Genomic DNA, 16,433 nt, shown 5'->3' with positions numbered 1-16,433 from the left:
GCGGCGGGCGCGGGTTGACGTTGGGCCCGATTCGCGCGGCACGGGCATCCGATCTCGCCGACCTGGTGCGGATCTACAACCACTACGTGCGCGAGACGCCGGTCACCTTCGACACCGAGCCGTTCGGCGTCGAGGCCCGACGGGAGTGGTTCGCTCAGTTCTCCGACACGGGGCCCCATCGGTTGCTGGTGTGGGAAGAGGACGGCGCGGTGCGCGGCTACGCCCACAGCGGTCGCCATCGTCCGAAGCCCGCCTATGCGCGCTCGGTCGAGACGACGATCTACCTCGAGCCCGACTTCACCGGGCGCGGCGCGGGACGCCGGCTCTACACGGCGTTGCTCGACGCGCTGCGCGCCGAACCCGCCGTGCACCGGTCCTTCGCGGGGGTGACCCTGCCGAACGCCGCCTCGATCGCCCTCCACACCGGGCTGGGCTTCACGCCGGTGGGCGTGTTCCGTGAGATCGGCTGGAAATTCGAACGCTACTGGGACGTCGCGTGGTACGCGTGCGACCTGGAGGCGCCCGCCGACTAGGCCGAGGGGGCTTCGAGCGCCGAGCGCAGCACGTCGTCGAGGTTCTCGACGAGTCGCAGGTCCAGGGCGTCGCGCACCTCTTCGGGCACGTCCACCAGGTCCTTCTCGTTGCGTTTCGGCAAGAGCACGGTCTGGATGCCGGCCCGAGACGCAGCGAGCACCTTGTCCTTGATGCCGCCAACGGGCAGCACCTTCCCGCGCAGGGAGAGCTCGCCGGTCATCGCAACTTCACCGTGGGCCTTGCGCTTCGAGAGCGCCGAGACGAGGGCCGTGGCCATCGTGACGCCGGCCGAGGGACCGTCCTTCGGGATCGCGCCGGCGGGGACGTGGAGGTGGATCTCGCAGCCCTCCAGGAGCTCCTGGTCGATGTCGAGGGCGTCAGCATTGGCGCGCACCCAGGACAGGGCGGCTTCGGCCGACTCGCGCATGACGTCGCCGAGCTGACCGGTGAGTCGCAGGCGTACGCCCTTGCCGCCCCGGAGAACCGTTGCCTCGACGAAGAGGATGTCGCCCCCCTGCTGGGTATAGGCGAGCCCGACCACCACGCCCGGGTGGTCGGTACGCTCGGCCGTCTCGGGGAGGTGCGGCGGCGCCCCGAGTGCCTCCTCCACGAACGCGGCGTCGATTTCGATCGCTTCCGGCTCGTTGGAGCGAGCGCGCGCCGTCGCGACCCGGCGCGCCACCTTGCGTACGAGGGTGGCGATGCTGCGGTCGAGGTTGCGGACGCCGGCCTCACGGGTGTACTCGCGGACGAGGCGCTCGAGCGCATCGTCCCCGACCGCCAACTCGCCGGTCTCGAGCCCATGGGCCTCGAGCTGCTTCGGAACGAGGTGCTCGCGCGCGATCACGCGTTTCTCGCGCTCGGTGTAGCCGGGCAACTCGATCACTTCCATGCGGTCGAGCAGGGCCGGCGGAATCGTCGAGAGCGTGTTCGCCGTCGCGATGAACAGGATGCGCGACAGGTCGAAGGAGATCTCGAGGTAGTGGTCCGAGAAGGTGTCGTTCTGCTCGGGGTCGAGCACTTCGAGCAGGGCCGACGACGGGTCGCCGCGGAAGTCGGCCCCGAGCTTGTCGATCTCGTCGAGCAGGAAGATCGGGTTCTTCGATCCGGCGCGACGCAGCCCCTGCAAGATGCGTCCGGGCATCGCGCCGACGTAGGTGCGGCGGTGGCCGCGGATCTCGGCCTCGTCGCGCATGCCGCCCAGGGAAGCCCGCACGAACTCGCGCCCGAGGGCACGTGCCACGGACCGACCGAGCGAGGTCTTGCCGACGCCGGGCGGCCCGACGAAGCAGAGGATCGGACTCTTCGCTTCGGGGGCGAGCTTGCGCACGGCGAGGAACTCGAGAATGCGCTCCTTCACCTTCTCGAGACCGTGGTGGTCCTCGTCGAGGACGCGCCGCGCATCGTGCAGGTCGAGCTTGTCCTCGGTTTCCTTCGACCAGGGAAGGTCGGCCAGCCACTCGACGTAGGTGCGGATCAAGTGCCGGTCCGGAGCGTGTTGGGGGAGGGCGGAGAGTCGCTGGAGCTCGCGTTCGGCCTGGTTCAGGGCGAGCTCGGGAAGATCGGCGGCCTCGATGCGTTCGCGCAGTTCCTCGACCTCGCGAATCCCCATGTCGCCTTCGCCGAGCTCGTCTTCGATGTCGCGCAGTCGGCGTCGCAGTAGGCGCTCGCGATGGGCCGGGTCCATCTCCTCCTCGTCGCTATTCGAGAGGGCGCGCTGGGTCTCGGCGATGGTGACCTCACGCTCGAGGTGCTCGGCCACGCGCGACAGGCGCTCGGACGGTCGCGCTTCCTCGAGGAGGGCGACGCGCTCTTCCGGGGGAAGCGGCAGCGTCGAGGCGATCAGGTCGGCGAGCAGGCCCGGCGTGGGCAGACTCTGAACGAAGGCCTTCCAGTCGTCCGGGTAGTCGTCGTGGAGATCGATCACGCGGTGGGCGAGCCCGATCACCCGATGCCAGATCGCATCGCGCTCCGAACTCTCGGGTTCCGTCTCGTCGAGGGGATCGATCGGCAGCAGCGTCGTGTCGTCATCGGGCGGCAGGATCCGGGTGCGGGCGATGCCGACCACGATGGCCTGCTTGCCCTCGCGCTTCGCATCGATCACGCGGACGATGCGCACGATGCAACCGACCGGGTAGAGGTCGTCGAGGGACGGTTCCTCGGTGGCCGGGTCGCGTTGGGTGGCGACGATCAGGAAGCCCTCGTCGCCGGCTTCCTCGAGGGCTGCCAGCGAAGCTGCGCGACCGATGGCGAGCGGCACGGTGACGCCCGGGTAGAGCACGACGTCGCGCACGGGCAGGAGCGGCAGGCGAGACGGCACCTCGATGGCCTCGTGGCCGGCGGCCAGGATCTCCTGGGCGTCGATGGCCTCGAACTCGCTCTGATCGTCAAACTCTTCGGACACGGCTCCTCCTACCCGTGGAAACAACGCTAAGCGCGGACGGGGGGCGGTCAAGGGGGTCCGGGTCTTTTTTAAGCCCCTGGAATACAAAAGAAAATTGGCCGATTGGGGGGGTCGGCGTCGGTCCGGATCCGAAGTGGGCGGAGGCTCCTCGGTCGCCCGCTGACGGAACCCCGCCGTCCGGTCGACGGCTTCCTGCTTGGCATCCGGGTCGCTGGGACCTCGGCGGTCTCAGCGAGGGATGCGTGGTGCCCGGGACTGGAGTCGAACCAGCACGAGGTTGCCCCCACCAGGTCCTGAACCTGGCGCGTCTACCAATTCCGCCACCCGGGCGAGCGGCCGGAGACTAGAGGCGGGGCCCAGGGTCGTCAATCGGGGAAGCTCGCGTACCTTTGCACGATGGCGCGCCCCCGCAGGCCGACGAAACGCCGCGGGAAAGCGCGATCCGAAGGCCGCTCCCGTAGCAAGCGCGCAGCGCCCCTCGATCCGGAGCGCATCGTCGGGGCGCTCGCCGCGCGCGGACGCCGCGGTGTTCCCGCGACCCAACTGCTGCGGTCGCTGGGCGCCGACCGCGGCGCGCTGCGTTCCCTCCGCCGCATGCTGCGCGAACTCGATCGAGAAGGGCGGGTCGAGAAGGTGCGTGGGGGTTGGCGGGTTCCCCGGGCGGACGGCCTCGTCGAGGCCGCGATCGTCGAAGGCAGCGAGCGCGGCGGCGTGGCCGAAGACGACCGCGGCCAGACCTATCGGCTGCGCGATACCGAAGGCGCGAAGCCCGGGGATCGCGTGGTCATGGCCACCCGCGGCGGACGCGCCGACGTGCTCGGCGTCGTGTCCGGCGGTCGCGATCACTGGGTGGGCATCCTGCAGCGCCAGGGATCGCTCTACGGAATCGGGCCTTACCGGGACGAGGGCGATTGGTGGCTGCGCGTCGCGAAGAACGAGACCGGCGGCGCCGAGCCCGGGGACGTCGTCGTCGCCGTGCCGGCGCAGCGACCGGGCCGAAAGCGTCGCAGCGACGACGTCTCTCCCTGGGCCCGTGTGACCGAGCGTCTGGGCCGACCTGGCGAGCCCGACGCCGATTTTGCGGCGTTGGTGTGGCGGCATCGACTGCCGACGGACTTCTCGGAGGCCGTGCGGCGTGAGGTCGACGCCTTGCGCGACGACGGCGACGCGACCCCGGGGCGTCGGGACTTGCGGCAGAAGACCTTCGTCACGATCGACCCCGCCACCGCTCGTGACCACGACGACGCGGTGTGCGTCGAGCGGGCGGGGAATGGCTTCGTCTTGTGGGTGGCGATCGCCGACGTCGCACACTGGGTCGCGCCGGGCTCGGCGATCGATCGCGAGGCGCTGTTTCGCGGCAACAGCGTCTACTTCCCGGATCGTGCGATCCCGATGCTGCCCGAGCGCTTGTCGTCCGACCTGTGCTCGCTCGTGCCCGACGCCGACCGACGCGTGATGGTGGTCGAGCTCCACGCCGACGCGCGCGGCCGGGTCACCCGACGCCGCTTCCACCCCGGCCTGATCCGCAGCTGCGCGCGGCTCTCCTACGAGGAAGCGGCGCGCGCCATCGAAGACGGTCGCGACGACGTCCCTTGCACCGAGATGCTGCGAGATCTCGGCACCCTCACCCGCGCCCTGCGCAAGCGCCGCGTCGAAGCGGGGTCGCTCGACTTCGAGCTGCCGACGCCGGTGTTCCGCTTCGATGCACACGGTCAACCCGTGGACGCCCAGGCCGCGCCGCGGAACGACGCGCACCGCGCCATCGAAGAGGCCATGCTCGCGGCGAACCAGGCAGTCGCCGAGTTCCTGATCGACGCCGAGGTGGAGGCCGTCCATCGCATCCACGAACCGCCGGCCCCGCGCGACCGCGAGCGTCTGGTGCTCGAGCTCACGGCGATGGGGTTGCTCGAAGGCGGGGACCCGGACGCCCTGAGCGCGCACCAGTTGGCTCAGGCCCTGGAGCGCTCTCGCGGGCATCCGGCCGAGCGCTGGATCCAGCAGCTGGCCCTGCGCAGCATGCGGCAGGCGCGCTACAGCGCTCGGTCGTCTCCCCACTTCGCATTGGCGTTCGAGGCCTATCTCCACTTCACGTCGCCGATCCGACGCTACGCCGACCTCGCGGTGCATCGCGCACTCAAGGCGCACCTGGCGGGGGACGCCCCGGCCCTGCGCCGCCGGCAGGCCGAGAACGTCGCCGTCCGCGCGTCCTACCGGGAGCGGGTGGCCGTCGCCGCCGAGCGCGAGATGGATCAGTTGAAGGCCTGTGTCCTGCTCCGCCAGCACCTGGGCGAAGAGCACGACGGAACCGTGGCGGGCCTCGCGCGACACGGACTCTACGTACGGCTCGATCGCTTCGAGGTGGAAGGGCTGGTGCACGTGTCGCGCCTGCCCGACCACTACGAGCTCGACGCCAGTGGCCGCGCGCTCCAGTCGGCGACCGGCCGCTACGCCCTCGGCGACCGGGTACGCGTGCGCGTGGCCGGGGCCGACCCGGTCTTGGCCCGCGTCGACTTCGAACTCCTCGACCCGCCGCGTCGCGGTCGACGCCGGGGCGGCGGATAGGGATCCCCGTGGCGCGCGCGTTCGACCAGCTCGGCGAGATCCCAGCGTGCCGGTAGCCGCACGCGTTCGCCGTCGCGCGTGCGAAAGCGCAGGTGACCTTCGCGCAGGCCGTGTTCGAAGAGGCCGCGCAGGATCTCGACGTCGCGCTGGCAGTACTCCGCGACGCGTTCCACCTCTCCGGCCTTCCACCATTCGAGCGATTGCAGGCCGTCGGCGCTCTTCGGCGTGCCGAGGGTCTCTTCGGCGAGGTGTCCCATCGGCAGTCGGAACCCGATCCGCCGGTGGACGTCGGCCAGCAGATCGAACGTGGGCAGGTCGTCGAAGGTGTCGTCGGTGTAGCCGCGCAGGACGTGGTAGTCGAAGCGGAGCACGTTGAAGCCGACTACGAGGTCGGCGGCGCGCAGCTGCTCGAGCAGCGCCGGGACATCCGCTTCGTGGTAGTGGGTGTAGCGGTCGGTGGACGTGTCGTAGGTCACCGCGACCGCGACCCGCATCAGGCGCGCGTTGTGCCAGCCCCCCACGTCGTCGGCGCTGCGCTGGGTCTCGATGTCGAAGTACACGATCCGTGGAGCCGAGGTGGCTTCGGTTTCCGCCACGGCTTCGGCGGGGGGTTCTTCGGGCGGCGGGACGGGTTCGGGCAGCGCCGGCAGGGGCGCATGCCCGAGCAGGAGCCTCAACACGAGCTGGGACCCCGCTTTGTCGATGGGGCGATTGCCGCTGCCGCACTTCGGGGAATGGACGCAGCCCGGGCAGCCGTCTTCGCAGGGACAGTCGGCGATCATCTGCAGGGTCGTTTCGAGCAGCGTCTCGATCCGGTCGAAGAGGCTGGTCGTGATCCCGACACCGCCCGCGTGGGAGTCGTAGAGGAAGATCGCCGGGCGTCCGAGCTGGGGATGACGCGTGTAGGAGATGCCGGCGACGTCGTGGCGATCGCAGAGAGCGAAGAGCGGAAAGAGCGAGAGTGCGGCGTGCTCGGTGGCGTGTATGCCGCCCATCACGTGGTGGTCGGCCTCCTCCAGCGCCACCGCGATCTCGGGCGGCATCTCCAACCAGACGCCGGTGGACTCGAAGGCGGTGGGCGGGAGTTCGAGGGGTTCGGTCGCTAGCAGGTCCTGGCCGTGTACGCGGCGGCGCTCGTAGGACGTGATGTGGGTGGTGACGCGCACGCGTCCTTCGACGAGCTGGAAGTTGCCCGCCGGGCGCTGGCGGGTGCGGGCCAGGATCTCGGTCTCCTTCTCGGAGAGCGCGCGCGTGTAGTAGGGGACGCGCACGCCGCGCACGTGCACCTCGTGCGCTTCGAGGTCGAGTTCCTGCACGTGGTACTGGCGTCCGCGGTGGAGGTAGATCGCGCCTTCGTGGCATTCGGCGTAGACGTTGCCGGCGCCGATCGAGCCGACCAGCTCCGGTGTCGCGTCGCCGGAACGCGTCTCGAGGATCGCGAAGCTCGACCCCGCCTGGCGCAGGCTCACGTCGCGATGGGGCTGGCGACGTGCGGCGAACCACTCGGGCTGCACGTCGCTGCGCAGCAGCGTGCCGGCCTCCTCCTGCTGGGCGAGGTTCGCGCGCAGTTCGGGCTCGGCGAGCCAGCGCTCGCCTTCGCGGAGGGGCAGCTCGGCTGCGGCGCAGGGCAGATGGGCGGCCGCGATCTCCGGGTTGTGCGGATCGAGGACGGCGTGCTCGAAGCCGCGCTCGAAGAACACGGCCGGGTGGTTCACCAGGTACTGGTCGAGCGCGTCGGGCTGGGCGACCAGCGCGATGGCGGCGCGTCCGCGGCGTCCGACGCGCCCGCTGCGCTGCCAGGTCGCCACCTGGCTGCCCGGGTACCCGACGAGGATGCACACGTCGAGGCCGCCGACATCGATCCCCAGCTCGAGGGCGGAGGTCGCGATCACGCCGGAGAGCGAGCCGTCGAAGAGGCGACGCTCGATGTCGCGTCGTTCGCTCGGGAGGAAGCCCGCCCGGTAGCTGCTGATGCGGGACTCGAGCTCGGGCTGGGCCTCGATCACCCAGCTGTGCATGAGCTCGGTCACGATCCGCGATTTCGTGAAGGCGATGGTGCGGAGGCCCTGGCCGATGGCCTCGCGAAACAGCCGGGCGGCCAGCGTGTAGGGCGAGCCCTGGGGCTTGTAGAGGAGCACGTCGCGCTCGGCGCGCGGCGCTCCGTCCTCTTCGATCACCTGGAAGGGACGGCCGGTGAGGGAATGCGCGAGCTCGCCCGGGTTGGCGACGGTGGCCGACGCGGCCACCCAGCGCGGTGCGGCGCCGTGGTGGTGGGCCACCCGATCGAGGCGACGCATCACCTGGGCCACGTGGGCGCCGAAGATCCCGCGGTAGGTGTGGAGTTCGTCGATCACGACGAGGTCGAGGTGCTCGAAGAAGGCGCGCCAGGACCCGTGGTGGGGAAGGATGCCTGCGTGGAGCATGTCGGGCGTCGTGATCAGGACGGTCGGCGGTTCGTCGCGCCAGCGACGGCGTTCGGACTGCGGGGTGTCTCCGTCGTAGACGGCGACGCGCAGGTCGGGGCGGCCGAGCGCATTGATGTCGGCTTCGAGCCCGCGGCGTTGGTCCCGGGAGAGCGCCTTCAGCGGGAACAGGTAGAGGGCCCGAGAACGCGGGTCTTCCAGCGCTCGCCGCAGGGTGGCCAGTGCGTAGACGAGGGTCTTGCCGCTCGCCGTCGCCGTGGCGAGGGCGACGTCGCGTCTGGCCTCGAGCCCTTCGAGCGCACGCGCCTGGTGGGTATACAGCGCGCGGATGCCGCGTCGTTCGAGGAGGGGCCGGAGGCGTGCGAACGCCTCGGGAAACGGCTCGGACCACTGGGGCGGATCGGCCGGCAGACGCTCGCGATGCGCCAGCACTGATGCGTAGTCGGTGGATGCGGCCAGGGACTCGACGAAGCCCGCCACTCGACCAGACGTGTCCGGTGCGGGAACGGGCGACGCCTCGGTGCGCGAGACGCGGTGCGTCTCCGTCGCGCGCGGCGCGGAAGGCGAGGGGGATGTCACGCGCTGTCCGGACCCGGAGGCGCTGCGCAGCGTCGGGCCACGGGCCGGGCGGGGAGGGCCACTCGGCGGGTGCTTCGCGTGGGGGGATCGTCAGCCTATCTCCTCGGGTGGGGCGGGCAAGGGTGGGCGGGCGCCAAAGCGCGCCGCCGGTCGCCTCGCTTGTGGTGGGTACGGCGCTCGGTCACTCTGGCGGCCGTGCGGCTCTCGCTTCAAGTCCAGTACGCCGTGTGCGGGGCCTTCGACCTCGCCTACAACGGGCACGGCGAACCCGTCCAGGTGCGGGTGATCAGCGAACGGCAGGGGGTACCTACCCGTTACCTCGAGCAGATCTTCGTCCGCCTGCGGCGCGCCGGGCTCGTTCACAGCAAGCGCGGGCCCGGCGGCGGCTACACCCTCGCCCGACCGGCGGGCACGATCAGCCTGCGTGAGGTGGTCGAAGCGGTGGAGGGGCCCCTGGCCGAGACCATCGCGATGAACGACGAAGCCCCGCTCGCGGCCCGGGGCCGGCGGCCGGACTTCGTGTGGTCCGACCTCGCCGGCCGGCTCGCCGAGGCCCTCGAGCAGACGACTCTCGAGGACCTCTGCCGGGAGGCGCTGCGCCGCCAGCTGCCCCGCGAAGAGGGCGAAGCGCCGATGTACTTCATCTGACCTCACGAGGATTCTTCCGCTTGCGCTCCAGGTGCCCGTCCTGAATCATGAAGCCGCCCCCCACGCAACGGCTTCGCCCCGGGGGCGGCCGCCTCTCCCCCGCTGCTCCGATGGAACGCTTGGGCCGATGGGCATCGCAACGGACCGCATCGAACTCGACGAGAACCTGCCGCCGGTGGCGATCCCGCCGCGGATTCTCCACGAGCTCTACCAACACGCACTCGACGCCCAGAAGGCGCTCGGCGAGGAGTGCTGTGGGCTGGTGCTGAGCGACCAGGGGCTGCGCTACGGGCGCGTGCTTCGCTGTCGCAACCAGGTGACCTTTCTGCATCAGAAGTCCCCCAGTGATTTCCCGCGCGACGGCACCTCGGCCTACCACATGGACGAGCACGACGTGTTGGCTGCCTCTCGCGAGGCCGAGAGCCGGGGCGAGGAGATCACGGCCGTCTACCACTCGCATGTCGGGGCCGGCGCCTACCTCTCGAAACTCGATCTCGACTACGCACGTCACCCCTTGTTTCCATTCCCGAAAGCCGACCAGATCGTGATCTCGGTCTACGAGGGATCGGTGGTCGAGAGCGGCATCTTCCTGCGCAGCGGGCTCGACTTCGCCGCCCATCGGTTGGAGGCCGAGCCCGCGTGAAGCGGGCGCTCGCTTTCCTGCTCTGCGCGTCGGGTCTGGCTACGGGCGGATGCCTGGGCGCCGGAGTCCCGGCAGACGCGCTTCCCGCCCAGCCGATCGCGATCCAGTACCGGACACCGGAAGAGGCTCGGCGTCGCGCCGAGTCGAGTGCGCCTGCCGTCGACAGCGTCGCCGCCGGCACCACCCGCGTCGGTTCGAAGGCCCGGCTCTACACCGACCTCGATGCGCTCGGCGCGTTCTTCGCGGACCGCCTCGGCGTGGCGTCCGAGCCAGTCCGGGAGGGTCGCCTGGCCCTGCTCCATCCGCGCACGGGAGCGCTCGAACTGGTCGAAGCCGCGCGGCGCGGTGCCGTTCCCCAGGACTGGGACGCCGCGCATCGACGCCTCTTGTTCGCCCAGCCCACGCCCGGCAGCCGTGATGTGCAGGTGTACGAGTACGACCGTGCCGAAGGCAGTGTCCGGCGGATCACCCAGGGGCCGGCGCTTCACACCCAGGCCTGTTTCTGGGCCGACGGCCGGATCGTCGTCACCCGGATCGAGACCGATCGCAGCGCGCCGGTGTCCCGCCTCCAGGTCAGCGAACCCGGCGGGCGCGGTCCGTTCCGCGACCTCACCGTGGGGGCGACGGACCACAGTCCGAGCTGTGCCGATTCCCAGGTGGCATTCGTCCGGGTCGAGCGGGGTCGCAGCGCTCTCTTCACCGTGGACCTCGCCGGCGACGAGCGTGCCCTCGGGTCGGGGCATCAACCGCGCTGGGTAGGGAGTGGACCCTGGCTCGTCTACACGGCCGTGCGCCGCGGTCGGCCGCAGCTCTTCCGCATCCGGGGGGACGGCAGTGCGCGGGCCCGCCTCGGCGCCGCCCAGCGCGCCGAGGCCTGGCCGACGGGGTCGCCGGATGGGCGGTTCGTCGCCTACGTCTCGGGCGAGCAGCCCGTCCGTCACCAGCTCTACCTGCGGCGCTTCGATGGGGGTGGTGATCGGCTCTTGTTCGACGACGGAGATGCCGACTACCCGGTGTGGTAGGCGCGCGTGCGAGAGCCGGCCCCTACGCTCTTTGCGTCTACGGAGCACGACCCAACCCCGGTTCCGGGGCACCGCCCAGAGGAGTGAGGATGCGCATCGGCGTTCCGAAGGAAACGAAGGTCCTCGAGTTCCGGGTCGGCATGGTCCCGGACGGCGTGGCGGCGTTGTCACGGGCCGGCCACGAGGTCTGGATCGAGGCGGGTGCCGGCGCGGGGTCGGGCTTCGCGGACGCCGAGTACGAGGCGCGCGGCGCCAAGATCGTCGACCGCGAGGCCGCCTGGTCGGCCGAACTCGTGGTGAAGGTGAAGGAGCCCCAGCCCGACGAAGTGCCGCTGATGCAGCGCGGCCAGGTGCTGTTCACCTATCTGCACCTGGCGCCGAACCCGGAGTTGACCCACGCCCTGCTCGCGGCCGACGTGATCGGGGTCGCCTACGAAACGATTCGCAGCCCGGACGGGACCTTCCCGGTGTTGGCGCCGATGAGCGAAGTCGCGGGACGCCTGGCCGCCCAGATCGGCGTGACCCTCCTCCAGAAGGACCGCGGCGGCAAAGGCATCCTGGTCGGCGGCGTGCCGGGCGTGCTGCGCGGTCGCGTATCGGTGATCGGGGGCGGCATCGTCGGGATCAATGCCGCCCGGGTGGCGCATGCCCTGGGCGCCGAGGTCGACGTCCTCGACATCGATCTCCAGCGCCTCACCTACCTGTACGACATCTTTCGGGGCGAGCTCAACACGCTCTACGCCAACACGGCGAACATCGAGCGTTCGGTCGTCACGAGCGACCTGGTGATCGGCGCCGTCTACATCGCGGGCCGGCGCGCGCCGACAATCGTGACCGAAGCGATGATCGAGGCGATGCAGCCGGGTTCGGTCGTGGCCGATGTCGCGGTCGACCAGGGCGGCTGCGTCGAGACGATCCGCCCGACCACCCACGCCGACCCGACCTATCTGGTGCACGACGTCATCCACTACGGCGTGGCGAACATGCCCGGGGCCGTACCGCGGACCTCGACCCAGGCGCTGACGAACACGACCCTGCCCTACATCGAGCGTATCGCCGGGGCGGGCATCGATGCCGCCCTGGCGGCCGAGCCCGCGCTGGCGCTCGGCACCAACGTGTACCGCGGGAAGCTCGTACACCCTGGCGTGGCGGATGCGACGGAGCTGCCGCTGACGCCTTTGAAGGAGCTCGTCCCCGGGACCTTCGAGGCCCCCGCGAGCTAGACCATGTGGATGCGCGGGTCGCGCGCGCGGGCCAGCAGCGATGCCGCGTCCGTCCCGTCACCGGGGTGGATGGCGTAGCCGAAGGCCAGCGCGATGCGCTCGGGGGTGTTCAGCGCCTCGTCCTTGGTGACGTCCTCGGCGACCGCCCGGGCGAAGTCGAGGATGCGCTGGGCCGGGTCGTGGCCCGGGTCGGGAAGCAGCACGGCGAACTCGTCGTCGTCGACGCGGCTGATCACGTCGAAGTCGCGGGCGTGACCGCGGAGGGCGTCGACGATGCGCTGGATGACGCGACTGGCTTTCACCGGGTCGCCGGCGCGTTCGACCGCCGCCAGGTTCTCGATGCGTGCGACGGCCAGCGCCAGGCCCCCCTCGCGCGGTCCGACCCGCGCGATCTCTTCGCGCACGCGCTGTTCGAGGTAGGCGGCGTTCGGGAGGCCGGTGTCTTCGTCGAAGTTGCGGAAGCGGCGGCTCTGCTCGTAGAAGAGGGCGTTCGAGAGCGCCCGCTCCAGGGTCGAGACGAACTGCTCGAAGACCTGGGCGTCCTCTTCACTGAAGCGGCCGGCGTAGAAGCGATCGTTCGCGATCTTGTCGTAGAGCGCGAGGGTGCCGATCACCCGGCCACGGCGGTGGAGCGGGGCGGCGACCAGGGATCGGACCCCGGTGCCGGGATCGGTGAGGTGGGGGCTGGCCGCGACATCGGCCACCCGGATCGGTCCGCGTCGCTTCAGCACTTCGACGGACACGTCCTTGTCGAGGCGGAACAGGCGCTCCTGGAGCGGCCCGTCGGCCGAGCCGAAGTAGGAGCGAATCACGTAGCGGCGCGTCTCGGCGTCCTGCAAGCGCAAGACGGCGTGGTCGGCTTCGAGCACCATGGCCGCCGAGGAGGTGCCGAGGCGCAGCACTTCCGAGGAATCCGTAGTGCCGATCATGCGCACGCCGGCCTCGTTGATGGCGTTGGCCATGTTCGCGCGCGCGGTCATGCGGGCCTCGCGCTCGGCGTGGACGATCTCTTCCGCCGCGCTGGCGGCGATCTCGAGCAACATTTCTTCGGCGGCGCGACCGCGCGGCGCCGGCGAGCCCGATTGCACCGAGAGCACCCCGGCCATCGCGTCGCCCACGGCGAGGGGCAGGGCGGCGTAGTCGATGGTGCCGTCGGCCTGGCGCAGGAAGGCGGGGCTGCGGTTCTCGGCCACGCGGCCGTCGATGCCCTGACCGACCTGGACGCGGTACTCGCCGCCCAGGTGTCCGCCGGCGAGGGAGGTCGCGGCGAGGCGCAGGCCGCCCTCGGCGGGATCCATCTGGTAGAGGTTGGCGATGCCGCCGCCCACGCGTTCGGCGACGAACGCACACAGACGACGCAGGCGGTCCGAGAGGGGACCCGAGCTTCCCATGATCGACGCCACTTCGCGCACGGCGGCGTAGCGCGCCGCCTGGCTGCGCAGGGCCGCGTGCTCCTGAGAGCGCAGAATGATCTGGGCGTCGAGGCGCGCCAACTCTTCGGTGAACGCCAGGTCCTCTTCACTGAACGCGTCGGAGCGCGTGCGGTGGTGGAGGTTGAGGACGCCGAGGATGCGGCCGCTCTGCACCAGCGGCACCGACAGCGCCGATTCGACGTCGAGTCGCTCGCGCACGATCCGGAATCGGTGACGATCCGCTTTGCCGCGGAGACGCAGCGAGCGACCCTCGGCCGCGACGCGCCCGGCGATGCCCTCGCCCAGCGGCACGCGGATCTTCGGCCACAGCTCGGGCTCCAGTCCGACCGCCACGCGAACCGATAGGGCCTGCTGCTCGGGATCCAGGAGCATCAGCGAACCGCCGTCCGCGCCGATCACGCCGATGGCGATCTCGAGCATGCGGACGAAGAGGGCGTCGGCGTCGACGGTCAGGTTGTAGGAGTCGACGACCTCGTGGAGGGCCTGGAGCAGCTCGGACTTCCGCTCTTCGAGCGGGACGCCGAGGCCCCAGAGCAGTCGCGCGGTCAGCGGCGAGACGATCTGGAGTTCGCGTTCCAGGGCTTGCGGGAAGCGCTCGCTGAACGGGGTCCCGGTGGACGCGTCGATCACCGCGTGCAGCGAGGGATCGAGCAGCTCCTCGGGATCCTGGCAGAGCGTGTTCTCGAGCGTCGCGGCAACGCTCGGCTCGAGTTCGGGCAGGCGCTCCAGCAGTCGGAGCGCGTCCGGATCGACCACGGTGACGATCTCCACCGTGGCGTTCCCCTCGAGGAGCGGGATCAGCGCGAGAGCCTCGTCGGTGGCTCCGAAGATGCCGATCCGCTTGCGCATCAGCGCTCGTTTCCGTCCACCAGGGGATCGAGTCGAATCGTGAGGACCACGCTCGACGTTTCGCCGTCTTCGTCCCCGAGCACGAGCGGGATCCGGACGCTCCGCGCGTCGGCCCGCGAGGCCTCGCCCACCGAGACGATCGACAGGTTCGCCCCGATGCGCGCGCCCAGCGGCGCGTCGAGGTCGTCGGGCATCTCACCCCAGGCCTGATCCTCGAGCGCGATGGCGGCGGCGTCGGAACCCTCGTTCGCCTCCAGCAGCTCGGGGTGGTTGGCCTCGGCGAGGATGGCTTCCTCCATCGCCTCGCGCGGGTCCTGGGCCGGAACTGCAGCCGGTGCTTCCGCGGGATCGGCCATCGCCGCCGCGGGAATGCCGTTCATGCTCTGCTCGCGCAGGAAGCGGATGACCTTCTTCGAAATCGTGGAGAGGGCCTGCAAGAGACCCGTGCCATCGGTGGCGACGGCTTCGAAGACGGTCGCGCCGGCGAGTCCGAGCCGTCGGTGGAGATCCTCGATCGCGAAGGCGTCGACGAGGTCGCGCTTGTTGTACTGGACCACCAGCGGGATCTCGTCGATCGATCGCGCGTAGTCCGACAGGGCCTTCGAGAGCTCTTCGAGACTCGCGAGGTTCTCCTCGGCGCGCTCGGCCTGGGAGTCGAGCACGAGCACCACGCCGTCCACCTCGTCGAGGAGCTGCTTGCGGGTGGGCGCGTGCTCGGCGCCGCTCGGCATCGCGATCATCTCGATGCGCGTGCGCATGCCGCCCACGTCGCCGAGCTCGATCGGGAGCACCGTGTAGGTGACGCCGGGGTCGATGCGGGTCGGCACCTCGCGCATCTCGCCGCGGTGATCCGGGCGCAGCTTGCGGTAGACGCCCTGGAGACTGGTGCGCTTGCCCGCGCCCTCGATCCCCCAATAGACGATGCGCGCGTTGACCTCGCTGGATTCGGGTCGCACTTTCGCCATCAGAGTTTCCCTTTCCTCGTGAGAATCCGGCGGGCGTGGGTGGCCACGACGGTCGGCACGTCCTTGCTCTTCATGAGCTGTCGCAGATCGCGGTCCTGGAGATAGTTCACGAACTGCATCGCGGTCGCCTGGGGGGTCTTCGGGTTCGTCGCGAGGGCGTGCTTCACCTGGTAGTTCCGGGTGACATCGCGGTTGCGGGCGATGACCCGGATCACGTCGTCGCAGACGTTGCGCGACTGGGCGATCGCGATCATCTCGGTGTCCGAGATCTTCGGGCTCGTCACCGCCGCCATCGCGACGATCTTGTTGCGGTCGCGCACCAGCAGACTGCGCGCCTCCTTGTTGCCCATCCGGGCGAGCTTGATCTTCTGGAACACCGAGAGGTTCTGGATCACCGAGTAGAGGCTACCGCCCTGCTCGAGTTCGTCGGGATCGATCTCGCCGTCCCCATCCTGGGTGAGCGAGGCGAAGCTGTCGCCGAGGATGGCCTGGAGGGCCGCCTGTGCCTCCTCGTCCCCGACGTCTTCTTCGACGTCCAGCCAATCGTCGTCCTGTTCCTCCTCCTCGTCGCGCGAGTCGACGCCGAGGAAGCTGAGGATCCGGTCGATCACCGCGCGACCCGTCAGCGGGTTGTCGCCTAGGGCGTCGACGATCGGCGGGTAGCGCAATAGCCGCTTCTGGTTGTTCGAGACGATGTCGACGATCTTCTTGAACGGGCGACCGGCGAGGAAGGCGACGGTGGCGTCGCCGGTGGCGGCGTTGAGCGCGATCTTCTCCAGCCGCTCCTCGTCCTCGGGCGCCGAGCGCGCCAGGTGGTCGAGCAGGGGCGCCGGCGCCGGTTGCTCGACGACCGTGCCGACCACGTGGGGCGGCAGGCTCTCGAGGCTGTCGCGCGCCTTCGACTTGACCTCGGCATCCGGATCGTGCATCAGCGCAAAGAGCACGGTCGCGAGCTCCACGGGCTGCAAGGGCAGGGCGCCGCGGGCGGCCATCAGGCGCGCTTCGCGCGGGGCGTCCCGGCGCGCGTACTTCGCGGCCTGGGCCGAGAGCTCGAGGCGGACTTTCTGGGGCGGCTTTTCGGACACGGCTCCGTTCTTTCCACGGGACCCGGTCCCGCTTCCCGATCGAAGCCGTACGTCGCCGGCTTC

Annotated in this window: 11 protein-coding genes and 1 tRNA gene; 6 read left to right on the top strand and 6 right to left on the bottom strand. The window is 70.4% G+C overall.

Features of this window, described 5'->3' with window-relative positions; all coding sequences use genetic code 11:
* Positions 1–14 precede the first annotated feature (14 nt).
* Entirely contained in the window at positions 15–533 is a 519-nt protein-coding gene (locus AAF430_16795; protein ID MEM7411890.1) for an N-acetyltransferase family protein, read from the top strand.
* On the opposite strand, the gene lon is transcribed toward AAF430_16795, so the two are convergent.
* Together lon and AAF430_16785 are read right to left on the bottom strand one after the other, a co-directional pair.
* A complete protein-coding gene (gene lon, locus AAF430_16790; protein ID MEM7411889.1) occupies positions 530–2,938 on the bottom strand; it encodes an endopeptidase La in 2,409 nt (802 codons plus the stop codon). The two genes, AAF430_16795 and lon, sit on opposite strands and share 4 nt — an antisense overlap.
* Positions 2,939–3,181: 243 nt before the next feature.
* Positions 3,182–3,268 (bottom strand) — tRNA-Leu (locus tag AAF430_16785).
* A gap of 66 nt (positions 3,269–3,334) precedes the next feature.
* Between AAF430_16785 and AAF430_16780 the strand changes: the two genes are divergently transcribed.
* Complete coding sequence (locus AAF430_16780) at positions 3,335–5,500, top strand: VacB/RNase II family 3'-5' exoribonuclease (GenBank protein ID MEM7411888.1); 2,166 nt, start codon at positions 3,335–3,337, stop codon at positions 5,498–5,500.
* Here the strand turns inward: AAF430_16780 and AAF430_16775 are convergent.
* Positions 5,383–8,403: a DEAD/DEAH box helicase gene (locus tag AAF430_16775; GenBank protein MEM7411887.1), complete on the bottom strand. Its 3,021-nt coding sequence runs from the start codon at positions 8,401–8,403 to the stop codon at positions 5,383–5,385. The two genes, AAF430_16780 and AAF430_16775, sit on opposite strands and share 118 nt — an antisense overlap.
* A gap of 258 nt (positions 8,404–8,661) precedes the next feature.
* On the opposite strand from AAF430_16775, the gene AAF430_16770 reads away from it, so the two are divergent.
* From AAF430_16770 to ald, 4 genes are all read left to right on the top strand, one after another.
* Positions 8,662–9,150: an Rrf2 family transcriptional regulator gene (locus AAF430_16770; GenBank protein ID MEM7411886.1), complete on the top strand. Its 489-nt coding sequence runs from the start codon at positions 8,662–8,664 to the stop codon at positions 9,148–9,150.
* A gap of 127 nt (positions 9,151–9,277) precedes the next feature.
* Positions 9,278–9,793 carry a Mov34/MPN/PAD-1 family protein gene (locus AAF430_16765; GenBank protein ID MEM7411885.1) on the top strand — a complete coding sequence of 172 codons (516 nt, stop codon included), beginning with the start codon at positions 9,278–9,280 and terminating at the stop codon, positions 9,791–9,793.
* Complete coding sequence (locus AAF430_16760; protein MEM7411884.1) at positions 9,790–10,815, top strand: hypothetical protein; 1,026 nt, start codon at positions 9,790–9,792, stop codon at positions 10,813–10,815. Before AAF430_16765 ends, AAF430_16760 begins: the two co-directional genes overlap by 4 nt.
* An 89-nt stretch (positions 10,816–10,904) precedes the next feature.
* Positions 10,905–12,038 (top strand): alanine dehydrogenase, encoded by a 1,134-nt coding sequence (gene ald, locus AAF430_16755; GenBank protein MEM7411883.1) that lies wholly within the window; start codon positions 10,905–10,907, stop codon positions 12,036–12,038.
* On the opposite strand, the gene AAF430_16750 is transcribed toward ald, so the two are convergent.
* The 3 genes from AAF430_16750 to AAF430_16740 are packed head-to-tail and all read right to left on the bottom strand — an operon-like array spanning position 12,035 to position 16,370.
* The gene (locus AAF430_16750; GenBank protein ID MEM7411882.1) at positions 12,035–14,320 is read right to left on the bottom strand and encodes a sensor domain-containing diguanylate cyclase; all 2,286 of its coding nucleotides are present in this window, start codon (positions 14,318–14,320) and stop codon (positions 12,035–12,037) included. The two genes, ald and AAF430_16750, sit on opposite strands and share 4 nt — an antisense overlap.
* On the bottom strand, positions 14,320–15,285 hold the full coding sequence (locus AAF430_16745; protein ID MEM7411881.1) for an ADP-ribosylation factor-like protein: 966 nt from the start codon (positions 15,283–15,285) through the stop codon (positions 14,320–14,322). Before AAF430_16745 ends, AAF430_16750 begins: the two co-directional genes overlap by 1 nt.
* On the bottom strand, positions 15,285–16,370 hold the full coding sequence (locus AAF430_16740; protein ID MEM7411880.1) for a hypothetical protein: 1,086 nt from the start codon (positions 16,368–16,370) through the stop codon (positions 15,285–15,287). Before AAF430_16740 ends, AAF430_16745 begins: the two co-directional genes overlap by 1 nt.
* Positions 16,371–16,433: the final 63 nt, after the last annotated feature.

The sequence above is a fragment of the Myxococcota bacterium genome (assembly GCA_039030075.1).
GTDB lineage: Bacteria > Myxococcota_A > UBA9160 > UBA9160 > SMWR01 > JAHEJV01.
This window is presented reverse-complemented; position numbering and strand designations above follow the sequence as displayed.

What these genes read in the sequence shown, in the direction of transcription:
- AAF430_16780 (MEM7411888.1), top strand. Translation starts at nt 3,335, where the DNA reads ATGGCGCGCCCCCGCAGGCCGACGAAACGCCGCGGGAAAGCGCGATCC.
- AAF430_16765 (MEM7411885.1), top strand. Translation starts at nt 9,278, where the DNA reads ATGGGCATCGCAACGGACCGCATCGAACTCGACGAGAACCTGCCGCCG.
- ald (MEM7411883.1), top strand. Translation starts at nt 10,905, where the DNA reads ATGCGCATCGGCGTTCCGAAGGAAACGAAGGTCCTCGAGTTCCGGGTC.
- AAF430_16750 (MEM7411882.1), bottom strand. Translation starts at nt 14,320, where the DNA reads ATGCGCAAGCGGATCGGCATCTTCGGAGCCACCGACGAGGCTCTCGCG.
- AAF430_16745 (MEM7411881.1), bottom strand. Translation starts at nt 15,285, where the DNA reads ATGGCGAAAGTGCGACCCGAATCCAGCGAGGTCAACGCGCGCATCGTC.